Raw genomic sequence first — 18,982 nt, forward strand, 5'->3', positions numbered from 1 at the left:
CGGGACGCCTTTTTTTATCTCAGGCAAACATAATTTCAGCCCAGCGGGCCAGACCTGCGGTCACCGAGCCAAAATCATCGCCGCTGGCGATCGGCGTATCCGGTAATGCCTGTTGCAGTGCCGCGCGCAGAATCGGTGAACGCGCGCTGCCGCCGGTCAGATAGATCACTTCAGGTTTGGTGGCGCAGGTTGCCAGCGCCAGGTGAACCTGTTCCAGAATCCGCTCCAGCGGCTGATTGATCGCCTCTTCCAGCTGGCTGGTGCTGGTTTCCGCCTGCAACTGTGAGGCAATAAATGCCAGCGAGGCGGATGTGATCGGCTGCTCGGACAGGGCGATTTTGCTTTCCTCTGCCGCACGAACCAGGCGATAACTCAGTTTTTGCTGCCATACTTTCAGCAGGTGAGTGACCTGGTCGGGGTTCTGGGCATCGCGGATTAAATCACGCAACAACTTGCCACAGGCGGCGGAATAGAACTCGCTCTGTGCCGGAACATCGTTAATCGCCACCGCGTTCCACCATGGCAGAGCGGGCAGGGCAATGCCTTTTTGCGTGCTGCCACCAAGACCGAGCAGGGGCATCAGGGTTTTGAATGCCAGCATGATATCGAGATCGTTACCCCCGACGCGGCAGCCACTGTGGCCGAGTAAACTCTCGCGGCGATCGGCTTTATTGCGCCATTCGGGTCCCATCAGCAGCATCGAACAGTCGGTAGTGCCGCCGCCGATATCCACCACCAGCACGCGCGTTTCTTTTTTCAGTGTGGCTTCAAAATCGAGGCCCGCAGCTACCGGCTCGAACTGGAATTCGACATCGCGGAATCCGGCGCGTTTTGCTGCACGCAGCAGAATGCCCTGAGCCTGTTCATTCGCCTCATCGCCACCCAGCCCCTGGAAGTTGATGGGACGGCCAATGACCGCCTGCTCAATCGGTTGATCCAGCTGGCTTTCGCCCTGCTGACGGATATGCAGCATCATGGCGCACACCAAATCTTCAAACAGCGCGATCTGTTGTGGTTTCAGGCCGCTGGCCCCGAGAAAGGATTTGGGTGACTTTACAAACCACACCTCTTCGGGATCGACCATATAGTTCTGCAACGCCGTGAGGCCGAACTGCACGCTGCCCGGCGTGACATCGATATCTTCTTCGCGGTTAAAGCGTAACGCGCGTTGCAGCAACGCCTGACCTTCGTTATCCGGGGTAGGTACCTGATGATGGCGATACAGCCACTCGCTAATGGCTTCGCGGGTCGGGGCGCAAATCATGGAGGGAAGCAGGCGCTGACCATTCTCCAGCGTAAGCAGTCGTGGTTCGCCCCGATCGCTGACTGCGATGGAACAGTTGGCTGTGCCGTAATCGAATCCGATAAACATCATTTCCCCCATGCCTGAAAAAAGGGGGCGACTTTAGCGCAGCTCAGGCGGGCAGGCAAGGCAGATTACATCTGTATTTCCTGATAAACGTGATACTGACCACGTCCGGCGTGTTTGGCGCTGTAACAGGCAACATCCGCCTGTGACATCACCAGGTTGCTGATGCAGTTATGTTCATCAATTTGCGTCATACCCGCACTGGCACCGACCTGGTAGACGTTCTCCATCCACATAAAGCGATACTGATTGACCGCCGTGACCAGGCGATGCACCACATCCCTAACCTGGTCCACCTCACAATCCGGCAGCAGCAACCCAAACTCATCACCACCGAGGCGGGCGAGGAAATCACTGCTGCGTAAATGATGCTGCATCAGTTCACCCAGCTCGCGCAACAACGCGTCTCCGGCCGCATGGCCTGCGGTATCATTCACCGCTTTAAATTTATCGAGGTCGATAAACACCAGTACGTGTTGATGCTGATGCACCGTGGCATCGCTCAGCAGACGCTTGAGTTGCTGTTCAAAGCTCAGCCGGTTGGGCAGGCGTGTCAGCATATCGTGTGAGGCGCTGTAGCTCAGGCGCTTCATCATCTTGCGTGATTCGCTAACGTCCTGAATCACCATTACGGCGCCAATATTGTCGCCGGTCAGGGTTTTCAACGGCGTGATGCTGTAATGGATTTCGAACACGCCACCGTCGGCGGTATGCAACACCAGCTCCTCTTCCAGTCCGGGGGTGGTTTTTTCTCCCGGCAACTGGCACAGCAACAAATTCTCGAGACGAGGACCCGCGGCTCCGCGCGTAATATTGAGCAACTCAGAGATCGGCAGCCCAGCCGCAGCATCCTGGGTCCAGCCGGTCATCATTTCCGCTACCGGGTTCATAAAGGTGACACACATTTCGTCATTGGTACTGATCACCGCCTCACCGATCGAATCGAGGGTGATTGCCATGCGCTCTTTTTCCTGGAACAACGCATCGTTCAGGGTTCGCAGATGGGTGATATCCTGACTGATGCCGAGCATGCGTTCAATTTGCCCATCCTGGCTGAGGATACGGTTGGCCTCGGTGCGTACATAGCGAATGCCATCCGGCAGGTTGATGCGATATTCCATGTGAAACGCGCTGCGGCGCTCAATCGCTTCCTGTACCGTAAGCGCGGCGTAGTCCTGTTCTGACGGGTGTACGAGCTGCATCCACAGGTCGTAGGTTGGCACTTCATGGGCAGCCAGACCATACAGCTCGTGCATGCGCTTATCCCACATCAGTTCACCGGTCAGCAGGTTCCACTCCCATACGCCAATGCCACCGGCTTCATTTGCCAGCGTGATACGTTCCATCAGACGACGATTGACCTGCTCACTCTGTTTCAGCTCGGAAATATCGACAATCTGCGAAATGAAGTAGAGCGGCTGCTGCTGTGTATCCCGCACCATTGACACCGTCAGACGCGCCCAGACGATATCGCCATCCTTGCGGAAATAGCGTTTCTCCAGGGTGTAAGTCAGAATTTCTCCCTTCAACAGGCGTTTCAGCTGCTGCAGGTCGGATTCCAGATCGTCCGGGTGGGTGATTTGCTGGAAGGTGAGTTTTTTCAACTCATCAGCCGGGAAACCCAGCGTGCGACACAGCGATTGGTTTACCTGCAACCAGCCGCCCTGCGGCGATACCAGCGCCATGCCGATAGCGGAATATTCCATCGCATTACGGAAGCGGGTTTCATTTTCGGAGATATGGTTTTTCTCACGCTGAAAGGCATCCATCACCAGAGCCATCACATGGCTGGGGAGTAATACCAGCAGGAAGGGGAGCCAGGTCCCGGTCTGACCCAGCATGCGATCCTCATGGCCGAGATTGACCAGACCAAACGCCAGCAGGAACGATATAAAGCTGGAGTTGATCAGGAAAAGTAAGAAAGCCTCAAACTTCGGCAGGCGTACTGCGCACCAGAACAGAATCACCACAATAAAGGTGAAGGGCCACGGCAGATAGCGCAGGCTCAGATAACTGGCGATCAGGGTAACGGCCAGGGTGAAGAGTGTCTCCAGACCACGATGACGCGCCACCGGGTTTTCCTGCTTACCTGATGGCCACAGCAGCAGTACCGGACCGAGCGCCAGCATACCGATGATCTCTGAAACTACCCAGGTCGAGAAAAAGGGCAGTGTGGCTTGGCCATCCACATGCAGGATCCACAGCGCCAGCATCCCACCTGCCAGCGGTGCCAGCAGCCCGGCGAACACCACGTAACGCCCCCAGTCGAGCAGCGAATTCAGTGGTGCATTGCGGTTAAGCAACGCGCGGAGCATCATGCCACCGATCAGCGCCTGTAGCAGATTCAGTAAGGCAAATTTGAGGTTACTGACTGCCGGACCGATCATCAGCAGATTGGCTAGCGCAGTGCCAATCAGACAGCCCAGCAACAGGAGCGGCACGCGCGGCGCAGGGGCGCGGAACACCACAATGGTCATCAATGCCGTGGAATACCACAGCGGCGAAATACGTCCACTGACGACGATTAGCTCCAGACAAAACAGCGTTAGCAGAAACGCGATTACCCCCAGATAGAGGGCGCTGAGCCAATATTTCTTAGAGCCATACTGCGAGGTCAATATGTCGAGGGTCATGCACGAATCCAGCAGCGCGCATTCGCAACACGACGAAAAATGCGCCAGTCATTCTCTATCAGGCATGCTAGCACATCTGGTACAGATGTCTGCCGCCAATTCACTTTTGCGCCTTATTCAATAGATTGACTGGCCCTTTGTTAACAAAGGGCCAGTCAGGTTACTGACGAAAGAGGTCGGCACGTGTATACGGTTTTTCCAGACCGGCAAGGTCGGCAGAGAAGCGCTCAAGGAATTGCTGTGTGGTGGCAACGCGGCCATGGCTGACGAGTAACAGTGGCACCAGAAAAGCGACGCCCATCTGCGGCAGGCTAAAGGCTTTCAGCGCGGTGTCACGCTGGCTAAGCAGGAAGGCGCTGCTGAGTGTAAAACCCAGCGCCAGACCAGCGATCACTTCGCTGGGTGAATGTGCGTGGATCGCGAGGCGGGATAACCCGACCATCATCGGGATCAGATAACCGATACTGATGGTCAGCGTGCGCCAGAAGCTGGACCAGCGACCGGAAACCAGCCACATCATTACCGGCCAGAGTGTGGCAGACATCGCGCTGTGGCCGCTAAAGCCCGTGAAGTTAAACCGGGCGCTGCCAATGCCAAAGCCGAGAAACATAATTTTAGAAATGCTGACCAGCAAACCAGCCAGACCAAACGCCAGCAGCCAATACCACACGGTACGGCGGTTGTCGCTTTTCCACGGCAGCACCAGTGCGATGATCACCGCAGTGGGGATCAGCAGCATACTGTCACCGAAATAGGTCAGGGTTTTCCAGCTCATACATCTCCTTTGGACTTACACACGGTCAGGCACAACATTGCACGCAATATTGGCAGAAGAACAGTGTATCGATTAAGCGGCTTGCTGCAAAAGGGGATAATCTGAAAAGCCACGGCCCGCATTTCTCTGGCATCAAACCGGTGAAATACCTATAATTGCCGCCAACCAAACCCTCTCATTATCGGCCCGTCGAAGTTCCGACTTCAACAGGCTCCAGTTATCAGGTCTTAAAAAAGTATGACTGACAAGTCCCATCAGTGCGTGATCGTTGGCATTGCAGGTGCATCCGCATCCGGAAAAAGTCTTATTGCCAGCACGCTCTATCGTGAAATCCGTGACCAGGTCGGTGACGAGCATATCGGGGTAATCCCGGAAGATGCCTACTACAAAGATCAAAGCCACCTCACCATGGAAGAGAGGGTCAAAACCAATTATGACCATCCGAGTGCGATGGATCATGACCTGCTGCTGCAACATCTTCAGGCGCTGAAGGCGGGGCATGACATCGAACTGCCGGTTTACAGCTATGTTGAGCACACCCGTACCACTGAGTGTATCCACCTGAAGCCGAAAAAGGTGATTATCCTCGAAGGGATCTTGCTGCTCACTGATGCGCGTCTGCGTCAGGAAATGAATTTCTCCATTTTCGTCGATACCCCGCTGGATATCTGCCTGATGCGTCGCATGAAACGTGATGTTAACGAACGCGGCCGTTCGATGGATTCAGTGATGAGCCAGTATCAGAAGACGGTTCGTCCGATGTTCCTGCAGTTTATCGAACCCTCCAAGCAGTACGCCGACATTATTGTGCCGCGCGGTGGGAAAAACCGCATTGCCATTGATATCCTCAAGGCAAAAATTAACCAGTTCTTCGAATAAACCGCGTCCGGATGGACGTGACGCGCTCAGGTTGTCACATCAGCGGCAGCCTTTCGCTACACTTAAATCATGGAGTCACAGCGATGAGATTATGCGATCGCGATATAGAGACCTGGCTGGACAGCGGTAAGCTGGCGATCTCGCCACGTCCGCCAGTTGAGCGTATTAATGGTGCCACGGTCGATGTGCGCCTCGGCAATCAGTTCCGCACTTTTCGCGGCCACACCGCGGCATTTATTGACCTCAGTGGTCCAAAGGATGAGGTGAGTGCTGCACTGGATCGGGTGATGAGCGATGAAATTGTGCTGCCGGAAGGGGAAGCGTTCTTCCTGCATCCGGGCGAGCTGGCGCTGGCGGTGACGCTGGAATCAGTGACGTTGCCGGATGATCTGGTCGGCTGGCTGGATGGTCGTTCATCACTGGCCCGTCTGGGGTTGATGGTGCATGTGACGGCACACCGTATCGACCCGGGCTGGCAGGGGCGCATCGTGCTGGAATTTTATAATTCCGGTAAGCTGCCGCTGGCACTGCGTCCCGGCATGCTGATTGGTGCCCTGAGTTTTGAGCCGCTCTCCGGTCCGGCGGCGCGTCCGTACAACCGTCGTGAAGATGCTAAATATCGTGGCCAGCAGGGTGCTGATGCCAGCCGTATCGACAAAGATTGATCGCCGGATATTGAGGATGTAATGAGAAGAGTGATAACCACGCTGGCCATCCTGTTAGTGGTGGTCGTAGCGGGAATGACAGCACTGGTGTTGCTGGTGAATCCCAACGACTTTCGTACCTACATGGTACAACAGGTGGAACAACGCAGTGGTTATCGGCTCCAGGTCAGTGGCGATCTGCGCTGGCACGTCTGGCCGCAGCTGAGCATTCTGGCTGGCAGGATGAGCCTGACTGCGCCCGGGGCCAGTCAGCCAGTGGTCATCGCGGAAAATATGCGTCTCGACGTTAACCTGTGGCCGTTACTCTCTCATCAACTGAGCGTCAGCCAGGTGATGCTGAAAAATGCCATCATCCGCGTCACGCCTGATAGTGATGCGAAAAAGCCGACGGGAGCACCGGTAGGGCCGCGTGATGCCGAACCGGTTGCCAGTAACAATGGCTGGTCATTTGATATTGGTAAGTTGCGCCTTGCCGATAGCCTACTGATTTGGCAGCAGCAGGGCGGTGACGAATACAACTTCCGCGCGCTGAACCTCAACCTGAGTCAGGATGCCAGCAAGCAAGCCAGCATTGATCTCAGCACCCGTATTTCCCGCAATCAGCGCAACCTTGTGGTCAGCCTCAAGGGACAGCTTGATGCTGCGCAATATCCCCATCGTTTGACTGGTCAGATTGATGCGCTGGATTACACGCTGGATGGCGCCAATTTGCCGACCCAGGGAATCAAAGGCACGCTGAGTGGCGAAGGTGAATGGAATAATGACCGCCAGCAGTTTGCCTTGAATAAAATGCAACTGAGTGCCAATGACAGTTCGCTTGACGGCAGCGCGCAAGGACGTATTTCTCTGCCGCAGCAGCTCGCGCTGAAGCTGCATGCCTCGACGCTGAATCTCGATAATCTGATGGCCAGTGCCCCGGTCAGTGATAGCGGTACCCCGCAACATGTCAGCGTGATACGCACCCCGGTGATCGCCGAGCCGCGTGAGCGTGACAACAGCGATTCGCCGCTGAATATGATGGACCTGTCACTGAACCTCAACGCGGACAAAGCGGTGTGGCGTGGATTGACGTTAAGCAATCTGCAACTGGCCGCCAGCAATCAGGAGGGCCTGATGACCCTCAGCCAATTGCAGGGCAAGCTGGGCGACGGGCAGTTCTCGATACCGGGAACGGTAGATATTCGTCATCCGGTCACTGAGGTGACGCTGCAACCGGAACTGTCACAGGTGGCGATTGCGCCGCTACTGAAGGCATTTGAACTGCCGGAAGCGTTACAGGGAACGGTGTCACTGCAGGGTGATTTGAGTGGCAGCGGCCTGAGTATCGATGATGCCAAACAGAACTGGCAGGGGAGTGCGGAATTAACCGCCAACAACCTGCAACTGGCGCAGATCAATTTGCAGCAGATGGTGCGCCGTGCTGTCGATCGTATCAGCAATCGCGTCACCAACGACGCCAGCGACGACCAGAATATCCAGCAGTTGAGCGGTCGCATCAGTCTGAATCATGGCAACATCGTCCTGCCGGATTTGCAGGGTGGCAGTAGCCATCTGGCCGTGCAGAGCCAGGGCAATATTAACCTCGCCACTCGTCAGCTGGATGTCACCATTAATATGATGCTGCGTGGCTGGAAAGGCGACGATAAGCTGGCTGCGGTGATGAATGAGCAGACTATTCCGCTGCGTATGTACGGTCAGTGGGACAATTTGCAATATTCGCTGCCGGTGGATCAGGTTTTGCGCCAGCAATTGCAGAGTGAAGCGAAGAGCCGCCTGGATCAGTGGCTGGATAAACAACAGCCGTCCAAAGCCAAACCCTGATGATGTTGTAGCGGCGCGATTTATTGCGCCGCTACGGGTTCTGCACAACCTCCGATGCCAGCGGCACAATCTCCACCTTCTGCACGCGGTGATTTTCTACCTGCAACGTCCGCAGCAGGTAATCTCCCACCTGTAAAACTTCCCCTTCTTGTGGCACGTGTTGCAGGCTATCCATCAGTAAACCAGCCAGCGTGTGATAGTTACGTTTCTCATCCAGTGGCAGGTGTACATACACCGCTAAATCTTCCAGCGGCATATGGCCGTTAGCAATCCATCCGCCGTCGGAGCTGGGTTGAATGTCATAGCGGGCATCAATCTCTTCTCCTTCATTAGGCAGATTGCCCGCAATGGTTTCCATCACATCGCTAAGCGTGACCACCCCTTCCACCGAGCCAAACTCATCGACCACAAAGGCAAAATGGGTGCGTGCCTGGCGAAACTGTTCCAGCGCCTGCAGCAAAGTTAGGCGTTCGGGGAACACCAGCGGCTGACGAATCAGCGAACGTAAATCGAGTGATTTAACATGCAAAGCCTGATGCATCAGATCAATGACATGCACCACGCCCAGTGGCTCATTGCCCTTTTCGGTAATCAGGATGCGGGTGTGCTGATTGCGATCGAGTTTCGCCATAATTTCTGCCGGGTCTTCACTCAAATCGATATGTTCAACGTCATGGCGTGAGGTCATGATGCTGCTGATTTGTCGCTGTCCCAGCCCCAGTACGCGCGCAATCATGCGCCGTTCCTGGCGATTAAACAGCGCGCCTTCCTCGCTATCCGCGAGGAGCGATGCGGTGTCGGCGTCCAGCTCCGCACGTTGCGCTTCACCACGTAAAATACGCAGCACCGCTTCAGCAGTGCGCTGACGCAGCGGACGGCCAGCAGAAAGAAAACGGCGGCGGTTAAATATCGCCAGCTGGTTGAATATTTCAATCAGGATTGAGAAGCCGATGGCGGCGTACAGGTATCCCTTGGGGATGATAAAGCCAAGGCCTTCTGCCACCAGGCTGAAGCCAATCATCAGCAGGAAACTCAGGCAGAGAATGACAATGGTGGGATGGCCATTGACGAAACGCGTGAGGGGTTTACTGGCCAGCAACATCAGCAGTATGGCGATGGTGACTGCCGTCATCATCACCGGCAATTCATTCACCATACCCACTGCGGTGATCACCGCATCAAGCGAGAAGATGGCATCCAGCACCACGATTTGCGCCACGACGGGCCAGAATTTAGCACCATTATTAGTTTGACCGTCGTCTTCGTCGCTGCCTTCCAGCCTGTCATTTAATTCGGTTGTGGCTTTAAACAGCAGAAATACACCGCCCGCGAACAGCAGCAGATCGCGCGCACTGAAGCTATGTTGCCAGAAGGTAAAGAGGGGTTGGGTCAGGGTAACCAACCAGGAAAGCGAGGCCAGCAGCAGCAGACGCGATACCAGCGCCAGCAGCAGACCAATCACACGGGCGCGATCGCGTACCGACGAAGGTAATTTTTCCACCAGAATGGCAATGAAAACCAGGTTATCAATGCCCAGCACCAGCTCAAGAACGATTAGCGTGACTAATCCGGCCCAGAGCGAGGGATCAGTGATCCACGCCAACATGCTTTCATCACCTGAATGTCTGAGAATGAGCTTAGTCTTATCATAGTTAATCCTCAGCCAGGGAACAAATAGCGCCTGATCACCGTATTACATAGGGTGCTCATGATAATAAGGAATATTCCTAAATGCTATTTTTTACAGATAAGTTGAATGTATGGATAAACAACATGCGCCTGATATCACCACTATTAATTTTTTTCTTCATGCGTCGATGTGCATTTTTAATGCGAAATGCGCAGAAGGTGAGTATCGAATTATTCTGATTTTTGCGTGGGAATGGCCTGAAAGGGATGGCATCAATACTAATGACTGGTAGTCTTTTTCCTAAAATAGAGCAGGGAACACGGGGTCTACTTGTAAACAAGCCAGTAATAACTAGTATAGCAACGTGTTAGTAAATGTCTGCGCTTATGTTGTTAATAGCGCGCTGTTTAGCTTCTTAATGTTGAGAATTGTGATCGTGCCCAGGTTAAGGCCAGTTATTGTCATGGCTTTTAAGGTCGTTCACAGACAGGAAATAGGGTGAGTAAAGCGGTATTGGCAGCGACAGCCAAGGGCGGTAGCGTGTCCGAAGTGCTTTTCTCTCCTGGGGGGTTACTTTGCAGGGGTATCAGCAGGAACTCGGACTAATCTGTTGGTATTTATCATAATTTTCTGGGTGTGACTGCAAAAGAACTGGCATCAACGCCGAAGATATACCCCCCAGATTGCTGCTTTCGTGACAGTTTTTTATATCGCTCATTTATTACGCAGTCTTGTGGCATTAAGGATTAGGGAAATAAAATAAAGAGTTAATTATGCGCGATAACGAATTTACCTATAAAAGTCTCCTCACTAAAATTTTACTGGCGTGCTCGGATTTAATTTGTTTCAACGCGGCGTTGTTTATTGCTCTGGCGCTGATTAATTCGCTCACGAACTCCCCACTGGCAGATATTTCTGAAAAAGACCTCGATTTAAAAATCGCCACACACATCTGTCTGTCGATTATTTGTGTTGGCTGGTTCTGGATTCGCCTGCGACATTTCACCTATCGCAAGCCTTTCTGGTTCGAGCTAAAAGAGATCTTTCGTACCATTCTTATTTTCTCTGTCATCGATTTGTCAATTACCGCACTGTCACAGTGGCAGATGTCGCGTTTTGTCTGGGTACTGACCTGGCTTCTGGCATTAATCCTAATTCCACTGGGTCGTGCCCTGTCAAAACGCGTCCTGAACCATTTTGGCCTGTGGAAAAAGCAGACCATTATCATCGGCAGTAACAAGAATGCCGAAGAAGCCTGGCAGGCACTGCAAAGCGAAGAAGTGATGGGATTTGATGTGATCGCTTTTTTCGATGTGGATGGCAGTTGCCCACAGACCAGCATTGCCGGTGTTCCGGTGCTGCGTAATGAGCAGGAATTGTGGCAGCTCACCAACGTTGAGACGCAATTTATCGTCGCGGTGGAGTTTGAGCAGAGCCAGCATCGTGATAACTGGCTGAAGACGCTCGCTATGCACAACTGTCGCTCAGTTTCCGTTATCCCAACGCTGCGTGGTGTGCCGCTCTATGGCACCGATATGGCGTATATCTTCAGCCACGAAGTGATGATCCTGCGGGTTAATAACAACCTGGCGAAGCGGACTTCGCGTTGCCTGAAACGTGTCTTCGATGTTGTTGGCGCGCTCAGCATCATCATTGCGCTGTCACCGGCATTACTGGTGCTGGGATTCCTGGTGGGACGTGACGGTGGCAACCCGATATACGGCCATGAACGCGTCGGTATGAATGGGCGCAAGTTCAAATGTCTCAAATTCCGCTCGATGGTGATCAACTCAAAAGAGGTGCTGGAAGAGGTACTGCGTACCGATCCGGTGGCGCGCGCCGAGTGGGACAAAGATTTCAAACTGAAGAACGATCCCCGCATTACGAAAGTCGGTCACTTTATCCGTAAAACCAGTCTGGATGAGTTACCGCAACTGTGGAACGTGGTCCGTGGCGATATGAGCCTGGTGGGACCGCGTCCGGTTATCGAAGATGAACTCTGCCGTTATGCCGGTGACGTCGATTATTACCTGATGGCGAAACCAGGCATGACGGGATTGTGGCAGGTCAGCGGTCGTAACGACGTTGACTATGAAACGCGCGTCTATTTCGATTCGTGGTATGTCAAAAACTGGTCGCTGTGGAATGACATCGCGATTCTGTTTAAGACGATTGGCGTAGTGCTGAAACGCGACGGAGCTTATTGATAGACAGCGAGGGCACGGCGACAACATAAAACCCAGGGAGCCAATGATAATGACCCACAGTTTCGGTGTTTAACCCGTCGGCTTTATTTTTGTAAGACGCTTACACAGCGGCGTTTTCGCCTCTATCAATCATTAACTGATAGCGAAGATCCAGATGATTACAATGAAAATTAAAATGATACCGTTACTGGTATCGGCCACTATTCTCTCCGGGTGCACGATCGAGCCAGGTCAGCGCCTTTCCACTAGCGGAAAAGATGTCATTGAGCAGCAGGACAGCAATTTTGACATCGACAAATACGTTAACGTCTTTCCTTTAACACCGCGTCTGGTTGAGCAGATGCGCCCGAAACCGCTGGTGGCGCAAGCCAACCCGGCGTTGCAGAACGAAATTCAGAGCTATGAATATCGTGTCGGCATTGGTGATGTACTGAACGTCACCGTGTGGGATCACCCGGAATTGACCACCCCTGCGGGCCAGTACCGCAGTGCCAGCGACACCGGTAACTGGGTGCAGGCTGATGGTACGATCTTCTATCCCTATATCGGCAAAGTGCGGGTTGCGGGTAGAACCGTGACTGAGATCCGTGCCGAAATCGCGCGCCGTCTGGCGCAGTACATCGAAAGTCCGCAGGTGGATGTGAACGTCGCTGCCTTCCGTTCACAAAAAACCTATATCAGCGGTTCGGTGACGACTTCAGGCCAGCAGGCGATTACCAACGTACCGCTTACGGTACTGGACGCGGTCAACGCCGCAGGGGGTCTGACGGCGGATGCCGACTGGCGTAACGTGGTGCTGACGCACGGTGGCCGCGAACAGCGCATTTCGCTGCAGGCGCTGATGCAAAACGGTGACCTGAGCCAGAACCACTTGCTGTATCCGGGCGATATTCTTTACGTCCCACGTAACGACGATCTGAAGGTCTTCGTTATGGGTGAAGTGAAGCAGCAAACCACGCTGAAAATGGACCGCAGCGGCATGACGCTGGCTGAAGCGCTGGGCAATGCTCAGGGCATGGATCAGACCACGGCAGATGCCACCGGCGTGTTCGTCATTCGTCCTATTCGTGGCAGCAACCGTACCAAGATCGCCAACATCTATCAGTTGAATACCAAAGATGCTGCATCAATGGTGATGGGTACTGAATTCCAACTGGAGCCGTACGACATCGTGTATGTCACCTCCACTCCGCTCACCCGCTGGAACCGTGTTATTTCCGCGCTGCTGCCAACCATCGTAGGTATCGACGATGCAAGCTCCGCAGCTCTGCGTTTCCATACATGGGATAACTAAGGTTTAACCATGATTAGCTCCGTGTTAGTCGTCTGTGTCGGCAACATTTGCCGCTCCCCGACCGGGGAGCGTTTGTTCAAACGCGCTTTACCTGAAACCCGGGTAGCGTCTGCGGGGCTGGGTGCTCTGCGTGGCTCCCCGGCAGATCAAACTGCCAGTGATGTGGCTGCCAGACATGGCGTGTCACTGGCAGGTCACCAGGCTCAGCAGTTAACGGCCGAAATGTGCCGTGACTATGACCTGATTCTGGTGATGGAAAAGCGTCATGTTGAGCAGGTAAATCGGATCGATCCAGCCGCACGCGGGAAAACCATGCTGCTTGGGCACTGGCTCAACCAACAGGAAATAGCGGATCCGTACAAAAAAAGCCGTGAGGCCTTTGAAGAGGTTTACGGGTTACTGGAACACGCTACCCAGAAATGGGTCAACGTACTAAGCCGATAGTTGGGATTATCCATGAATATAAAAAACAAGGTTATGACAGCGCCGAAAGAGGATTCGAATGGATGGGATCTGGCGCATCTTGTGGGACAACTCATTGACCATCGGTGGGTCATTGTTGCCGTTACCGCCTTCTTCATGTTGGTGGGAACCCTCTACACACTGTTTGCCACGCCGATCTATAGCGCCGATGCCATGGTGCAGGTCGAGCAGAAGAACACCAACTCGGTGCTGAACGATCTGCAGGATATCCTGCCGTCAACACCGGCTTCCGATACCGAGATTCAGATTCTTGAATCGCGCATGGTCATCGGTAAAACGGTGGACGATCTTGGTCTGGATACCGTGGTGCAGCAGAACTATTTCCCGATCATCGGTAAAGGTCTGTCGCGTTTGATGGGCAACAAACCGGCGCAGATTGCTATTACGCGTCTGGAAATCCCGCGTTCAATCGACAAACGTACCGTGCAGCTGGAAGTAACCGGGCCGCAGACCTACACCGTGACCAGCAATGGGGACGAGTTGTTTAAAGGCCGCGTGGGCCAGCTGGAACAGCACGGTGAAGTCACCATGCTGGTAAGCGGTATTCAGGCGGATGCCGGCACCAGCTTTGATGTCACCAAGCTGAGCGATCTGCAGGCGATCAAAGCGGTGCTGGGCAGTCTGACGGTTGCTGATAAAGCGAAAGACACTGGCGTGCTGGGTCTGGAATATCAGGACGAAGATCCGGATCAGGCCAGCCGCGTGCTGAATCAGATCGTTAACAACTATCTGTTGCAGAACGTTGAGCGCAAATCGGAACAGGCAGCGAAGAGCCTTGATTTCCTGCGCAATCAGCTGCCGATGGTACGCGATAACCTGAATGAAGCCGAAGACAAACTGAACGCCTATCGTCGTGAAAACGAATCGGTAGATATGTCACTGGAGGCGAAATCAGCGCTGGATTCTTCCGTTAGTGTGCAGAGCCAGTTGAATGAGCTGACCTTCCGTGAAGCTGAAGTGTCGCAGCTGTACACCAAAGATCACCCGACTTACCGTGCGCTGCTGGAAAAACGCAAAACGCTGGAAGACGAGCAGGCCAATCTGAACAAGAAAATTGCACAGATGCCGCAGACCCAGCAGGAGATCCTGCGTTTGACCCGTGATGTGCAGGCAGGGCAGGAAATCTACATGCAACTGCTGAATCGTCAGCAGGAGCTGGGTATCAGTAAAGCCAGTACCGTCGGGGATGTGCGCATCATTGACCAGGCAGAAACCGCTGGCTCGCCTGTCGCACCGAAGAAATTGCTGATCATTGCCGCCAGCCTGATTCTGGGTCTGGTGCTGTCCGTCGGCATTATTCTGCTGAAAGCGGTGTTCCATCACGGTATTGAAAACCCGGAGCAGTTGGAAGAACTGGGTATGAACGTTTATGCCAGCGTGCCGTTGTCTGACTGGCAGCGTAAGAAGGATACCGAAGCACTGGCGCGGCGTGGGCACAAAGAGAAAAGTGACCCGCACAATACGCTGCTGGCGCTGGGCAACCCGACTGACCTCTCCATCGAAGCGATTCGTAGCCTGCGTACCAGCTTGCACTTCGCGATGATGGAAGCGAAGAACAACATTCTGATGATCACCGGTGCCAGCCCGGGTATTGGTAAAACCTTTATCTGTGCCAACCTGGCAACGCTGGTGTCGAAAGCGGGTCAACGCGTGTTGTTCATCGATGGTGATATGCGTCGCGGCTATACCCACGAACTGCTGGGTGCGGAAAACAAAGTTGGCCTGTCTAACGTGTTATCCGGCAAGAGTGAGTTCTCTCCGGGTATGATTCAGAAAGGCGCGTACGGATTTGATTTCCTGCCACGTGGTCAGGTGCCACCTAACCCCTCAGAGCTGCTGATGCATCGTCGCATGGGTGAGTTGCTGGAGTGGGCGGGTAAAAACTATGACCTGGTGTTGATCGATACGCCGCCGATCCTGGCCGTAACCGACGCTTCCATTATCGGTAAGCTGGCCGGAACCTCGCTGATGGTGGCGCGTTTTGAGACCAACACCACCAAAGAGCTGGATGTCAGTTACCGTCGCTTTGCGCAGAACGGTATTGAGATCAAAGGCGTCATCCTCAACGCCGTGGTGCGTAAAGCGTCGAATGTCTACGGTTATGGCTACGACTACTACAACTACGAATACGGCAAAGAAACCAAAAGCTAAGAGACAGACACTCTTTCGGGGCGGTTTATCCGCCCCGTTTTTATCGTGCGTTTTGCACTGATTTTTAAACACTTATACACACAGCACACGCTTAGGTAATTCCGTAATGGTAGGCAACTGCTTAATGAGAAATGGATATAACGGCATGATTTTTTAGGAAAAAAGCCGATTCCCATCATCAGGTGGCGGAGTATACCGTTGAATCTGGAACAGCTGTTTAAGAGGTGCTGGCAATGCAGGATATCCACTTCTCAATTGTAATTCCCGCTTATAACGCGTCGAAGTCGATTGTGACGACGCTGGATTGCGTCAATGCGCAGAGTTATCGCAATTTTGAAGTCATCATTGTGGATGACAAATCAGCCGATGCGGCTGAACTGGCGCAGGTGGTGCGCAGCGATCGCTATCAGGACCTGGACATCAGGCTGGAGCTCTCTGAGGTAAAACTCAATGGGGCAGGGGCGCGCAATAAAGGGATTGAACTCGCCAGCGGTGATTTCATCAGTTTTCTTGATGCCGACGATGAATGGCATCCGGACAAGCTGCTGGAAGTCTCGCGCACCATCGCTAATCTTGAGGCACAGGGCAAGTCGCGTTATGTCATCTTTAGTCAGGTGAATATTCACCAGGACGGTAGCTTCCTGAAAGTGATGCCGATGCAGCCACCCGGTAACAACGAAACCGTGGCTGAATATCTGTTTGGTTGTTATGGCTTCATCCAGACCAGTACCATCGTGCTGAAGCGTGCCGATGCCGAACAGATCAAATTCGATACGCGCTATATTCGCCACCAGGACTATGACTTCTGCATTCGCGCCGATCGCATGGGCTATCAATTCGTCATGATTGATAAACCGCTGGCGACCTACCATCTGGTGACCAAATTTGGCTCGAAGCATAAAGGGGAGTCGGTGAAATACTCCTTCTTCTGGCTCGATACCATGAAACCCTATCTGACGGCGCGCGATATCCACACCTACAAAGCGTTCAAACTGCCGCTGCGGTACAAAATGGATGGCAACTCGCTACTGGCGAGCGTCAGCTTCGCGCGTTACTTCTTCCTGACTAACAAAGATAACCAGGCTTACTTCATGAGCCGTCTGATGAACAAGGTGAAATCCCGTTTCTTTGGCAGCAGGGCTGTTTCCTGATTGGTGGTTCTTTTGATTTCACTTGCTCCCAGACCGGGGCAATTTTTTGTACTTCCTGTCATCTCCTCTTACGGGTATTCAGATGAAAAATCATGTAGGCACCATCGGCATTGTGATGCCGATGTATAACGCGCGCCAGACGGTATTGCGTGCGGTGCAGTCGATTCTCGATCAGAGCTATAGCGACTGGCATCTCTATCTGATCAACGATAAATCGACCGACGATTCGCTGGCTTTAGTACGTGAACATTGCCAGGACGCGCGTATCACTATTCTCAACAATGAGATGAACCAGGGTGCGGCAGAGACCCGTAATGTCGGGCTGCGTGCTGCACAGCAAGAGATCATCGCTTTCCTTGATAGCGATGATGAATGGCATGCGGAAAAGCTGGCTGAACAGGCCGCTGCTATTGCTGCCGGTGACGATTTTGTTATTACCCATTACCACTACAAAACCAAAAGCGCTGACCACGATATCATCTACAGCAAACCCTATCTGCAACAGCAAAACTTCGTGAAGAAGCAGTATCGCGTCTGCTTCTCTTCAGTTTGTTTTCGCCGTCCTCCGCAGGGCATCTTCTTTCAGCGTAAAGGCCATGAAGATTTCCTGTTCCTCTACGAGCTGTTTCTCCGTTACCGGCAAGCCCGGGTGATCCAGAAGACGCTGGTGAACTATTACGAGTTGGGTGATTCGCTGTCTCGTAACAAAAATAAAGCGGCAAAATGGCACCTCGAATTATTAAGAATTATCTATAAAAACAATCCCTTAAAAATCTATTACTATTACGGCTGGTATATGGTGAACGGTGTGCTTTTCACCCTGAAGCATCGTTGATACCGGCATCATTTGCGCGTTTGAGGTGGAAAGCGTTTCATGAAAAAGATTGTACTGGTGATTAAGGATGCTTATTCGTACGCGGGTACGGAAAACATCTGCAACTTTATGTCGGAGTGTCTCGGCGAACAGCATGAGGTGACCGTTTATTCGCTGGAAGGTAGCGGAAAGCCGTTTTACCCCTTTACCCATGCCAAAGAGATTGTCAGCTTTGCCGGACACAGTAATCCGATTAAAAGCGCGGTGGCCCGCATCCAGCAGGAAGGGTTCGACAGCGTTTTCCTCATCAGCATGGGGCGTCTCAGCGTGATGTTTGCCTTCTGGAACTTGATGTCCATGAAGAAAAAGCGCTTCAAAGCCTATGCCTGCGAGCACATCGCCATCAACTCCTTTAGTAAACCGATCAAATTGCTGAAATGGCTGCTGCTGCGCTTCTATGACCAGGTGATCGTGCTGACCGATAAAGACCATCAGGTCTTCAGCCGCTGGAATATTCCCAGCCAGCAGATTCCCAATCCGGTGGTGTACAAATCTTTTGCGCGTCACACGCGTACCCGTCAGGCGCTGGCCATTGGCCGCCTCGAACATCAGAAAGGTTTCGACCTGCTGCTGGATATCTGGGCTGATTTCAGCAAAACCCACCCTGACTGGACGTTGGTTGTCGCCGGAGACGGTGAGGTACGCCAGCAATTACACGATCAGGCTGCACAGCTGGGGATCACGGGCAGCGTCAATTTCGTCGGCAGAGTCAGCAACATCAATGATTACTACCGTGGCAGCGACATGGCGCTGATGACCTCGCGTTATGAAGGATTACCGCTGGTGCTGCTGGAAGCCAAATCCTGGTCGCTGCCGGTGGTGGCGTATGACTGCCCGACCGGACCGCAGGAAATTATCAATCATGGCGAAGATGGCTTCCTGGTACCCATGAATGACAAAACCACTTTCCTGGCACGTATGGACCAACTCGCCAGTGACGATGCGTTGTTCTACCGCATGAGCGAGAAAACCAAAGAAACGGCGCTGAAGTTTGACGGCAAAGAGATCAAACAAAGCTGGCTGGCGCTGATTTAGCGCCGCATGAAGCCT

Annotated in this window: 14 protein-coding genes; 10 read left to right on the plus strand and 4 right to left on the minus strand. The window is 53.2% G+C overall.

Annotated elements, in window-relative coordinates:
• Positions 1-19: 19 nt before the first annotated feature.
• The 3 genes from yegD to RCF31_RS00230 all read right to left on the minus strand — a co-directional run bounded on the left by yegD (position 20) and on the right by RCF31_RS00230 (position 4,777).
• Positions 20-1,372, minus strand: coding sequence for a molecular chaperone (yegD, locus tag RCF31_RS00220; protein WP_416413187.1), 1,353 nt, complete (start codon positions 1,370-1,372; stop codon positions 20-22).
• 65 nt (positions 1,373-1,437) lie between these two features.
• Positions 1,438-4,002, minus strand: coding sequence for a diguanylate cyclase (locus tag RCF31_RS00225; RefSeq protein WP_416412088.1), 2,565 nt, complete (start codon positions 4,000-4,002; stop codon positions 1,438-1,440).
• 160 nt (positions 4,003-4,162) lie between these two features.
• On the minus strand, positions 4,163-4,777 hold the full coding sequence (locus tag RCF31_RS00230) for a phosphatase PAP2 family protein (RefSeq protein WP_299445572.1): 615 nt from the start codon (positions 4,775-4,777) through the stop codon (positions 4,163-4,165).
• Between the two features lie 237 nt (positions 4,778-5,014).
• On the opposite strand from RCF31_RS00230, the gene udk reads away from it, so the two are divergent.
• From udk to asmA, 3 genes are all read left to right on the plus strand, one after another.
• A complete protein-coding gene (gene udk, locus RCF31_RS00235; protein WP_416412089.1) occupies positions 5,015-5,656 on the plus strand; it encodes a uridine kinase in 642 nt (213 codons plus the stop codon).
• A gap of 83 nt (positions 5,657-5,739) precedes the next feature.
• A complete protein-coding gene (gene dcd, locus RCF31_RS00240; protein WP_416412090.1) occupies positions 5,740-6,321 on the plus strand; it encodes a dCTP deaminase in 582 nt (193 codons plus the stop codon).
• Positions 6,322-6,342: 21 nt separating this feature from the next.
• Positions 6,343-8,142, plus strand: coding sequence for an outer membrane assembly protein AsmA (gene asmA, locus RCF31_RS00245; RefSeq protein ID WP_416412091.1), 1,800 nt, complete (start codon positions 6,343-6,345; stop codon positions 8,140-8,142).
• A 31-nt stretch (positions 8,143-8,173) separates the two neighbouring features.
• Here the strand turns inward: asmA and RCF31_RS00250 are convergent, their stop codons facing one another.
• Positions 8,174-9,748 (minus strand): TerC family protein, encoded by a 1,575-nt coding sequence (locus RCF31_RS00250; RefSeq protein ID WP_416412092.1) that lies wholly within the window; start codon positions 9,746-9,748, stop codon positions 8,174-8,176.
• Between the two features lie 797 nt (positions 9,749-10,545).
• On the opposite strand from RCF31_RS00250, the gene wbaP reads away from it, so the two are divergent.
• The 7 genes from wbaP (at position 10,546) to RCF31_RS00285 (ending at position 18,967) form a co-directional block, all read left to right on the plus strand.
• The gene (wbaP, locus tag RCF31_RS00255; protein ID WP_416412093.1) at positions 10,546-11,979 is read left to right on the plus strand and encodes an undecaprenyl-phosphate galactose phosphotransferase WbaP; all 1,434 of its coding nucleotides are present in this window, start codon (positions 10,546-10,548) and stop codon (positions 11,977-11,979) included.
• Positions 11,980-12,133: 154 nt separating this feature from the next.
• Positions 12,134-13,273 (plus strand): polysaccharide export protein, encoded by a 1,140-nt coding sequence (locus tag RCF31_RS00260; RefSeq protein WP_208715789.1) that lies wholly within the window; start codon positions 12,134-12,136, stop codon positions 13,271-13,273.
• Positions 13,274-13,282: 9 nt separating this feature from the next.
• Positions 13,283-13,717: a protein tyrosine phosphatase gene (locus RCF31_RS00265; RefSeq protein WP_299445586.1), complete on the plus strand. Its 435-nt coding sequence runs from the start codon at positions 13,283-13,285 to the stop codon at positions 13,715-13,717.
• Between the two features lie 12 nt (positions 13,718-13,729).
• Positions 13,730-15,907, plus strand: coding sequence for a tyrosine-protein kinase Wzc (gene wzc, locus RCF31_RS00270; RefSeq protein WP_416412094.1), 2,178 nt, complete (start codon positions 13,730-13,732; stop codon positions 15,905-15,907).
• Between the two features lie 233 nt (positions 15,908-16,140).
• Positions 16,141-17,058, plus strand: a complete 918-nt coding sequence (locus tag RCF31_RS00275; protein WP_084876001.1) for a glycosyltransferase family 2 protein — start codon at positions 16,141-16,143, stop codon at positions 17,056-17,058.
• 82 nt (positions 17,059-17,140) lie between these two features.
• A complete protein-coding gene (locus tag RCF31_RS00280; RefSeq protein ID WP_084876000.1) occupies positions 17,141-17,893 on the plus strand; it encodes a glycosyltransferase family 2 protein in 753 nt (250 codons plus the stop codon).
• 39 nt (positions 17,894-17,932) lie between these two features.
• A complete protein-coding gene (locus RCF31_RS00285) occupies positions 17,933-18,967 on the plus strand; it encodes a glycosyltransferase (RefSeq protein ID WP_416412095.1) in 1,035 nt (344 codons plus the stop codon).
• Positions 18,968-18,982 lie beyond the last annotated feature (15 nt).

The organism is Pantoea sp. App145 (genome assembly GCF_047947045.1).
In the GTDB taxonomy this organism is placed as follows: domain Bacteria; phylum Pseudomonadota; class Gammaproteobacteria; order Enterobacterales; family Enterobacteriaceae; genus Pantoea.

Bases quoted from the DNA above. Each gene is read 5' to 3' on its own strand.
- RCF31_RS00225 (WP_416412088.1), bottom strand. From the start codon at position 4,002: ATGACCCTCGACATATTGACCTCGCAGTATGGCTCTAAGAAATATTGG.
- yegD (WP_416413187.1), bottom strand. From the start codon at position 1,372: ATGTTTATCGGATTCGATTACGGCACAGCCAACTGTTCCATCGCAGTC.
- dcd (WP_416412090.1), top strand. From the start codon at position 5,740: ATGAGATTATGCGATCGCGATATAGAGACCTGGCTGGACAGCGGTAAG.
- RCF31_RS00230 (WP_299445572.1), bottom strand. From the start codon at position 4,777: ATGAGCTGGAAAACCCTGACCTATTTCGGTGACAGTATGCTGCTGATC.
- RCF31_RS00275 (WP_084876001.1), top strand. From the start codon at position 16,141: ATGCAGGATATCCACTTCTCAATTGTAATTCCCGCTTATAACGCGTCG.
- wbaP (WP_416412093.1), top strand. From the start codon at position 10,546: ATGCGCGATAACGAATTTACCTATAAAAGTCTCCTCACTAAAATTTTA.
- RCF31_RS00280 (WP_084876000.1), top strand. From the start codon at position 17,141: ATGAAAAATCATGTAGGCACCATCGGCATTGTGATGCCGATGTATAAC.
- udk (WP_416412089.1), top strand. From the start codon at position 5,015: ATGACTGACAAGTCCCATCAGTGCGTGATCGTTGGCATTGCAGGTGCA.
- RCF31_RS00265 (WP_299445586.1), top strand. From the start codon at position 13,283: ATGATTAGCTCCGTGTTAGTCGTCTGTGTCGGCAACATTTGCCGCTCC.
- RCF31_RS00285 (WP_416412095.1), top strand. From the start codon at position 17,933: ATGAAAAAGATTGTACTGGTGATTAAGGATGCTTATTCGTACGCGGGT.
- RCF31_RS00260 (WP_208715789.1), top strand. From the start codon at position 12,134: ATGATTACAATGAAAATTAAAATGATACCGTTACTGGTATCGGCCACT.
- asmA (WP_416412091.1), top strand. From the start codon at position 6,343: ATGAGAAGAGTGATAACCACGCTGGCCATCCTGTTAGTGGTGGTCGTA.
- wzc (WP_416412094.1), top strand. From the start codon at position 13,730: ATGAATATAAAAAACAAGGTTATGACAGCGCCGAAAGAGGATTCGAAT.
- RCF31_RS00250 (WP_416412092.1), bottom strand. From the start codon at position 9,748: ATGTTGGCGTGGATCACTGATCCCTCGCTCTGGGCCGGATTAGTCACG.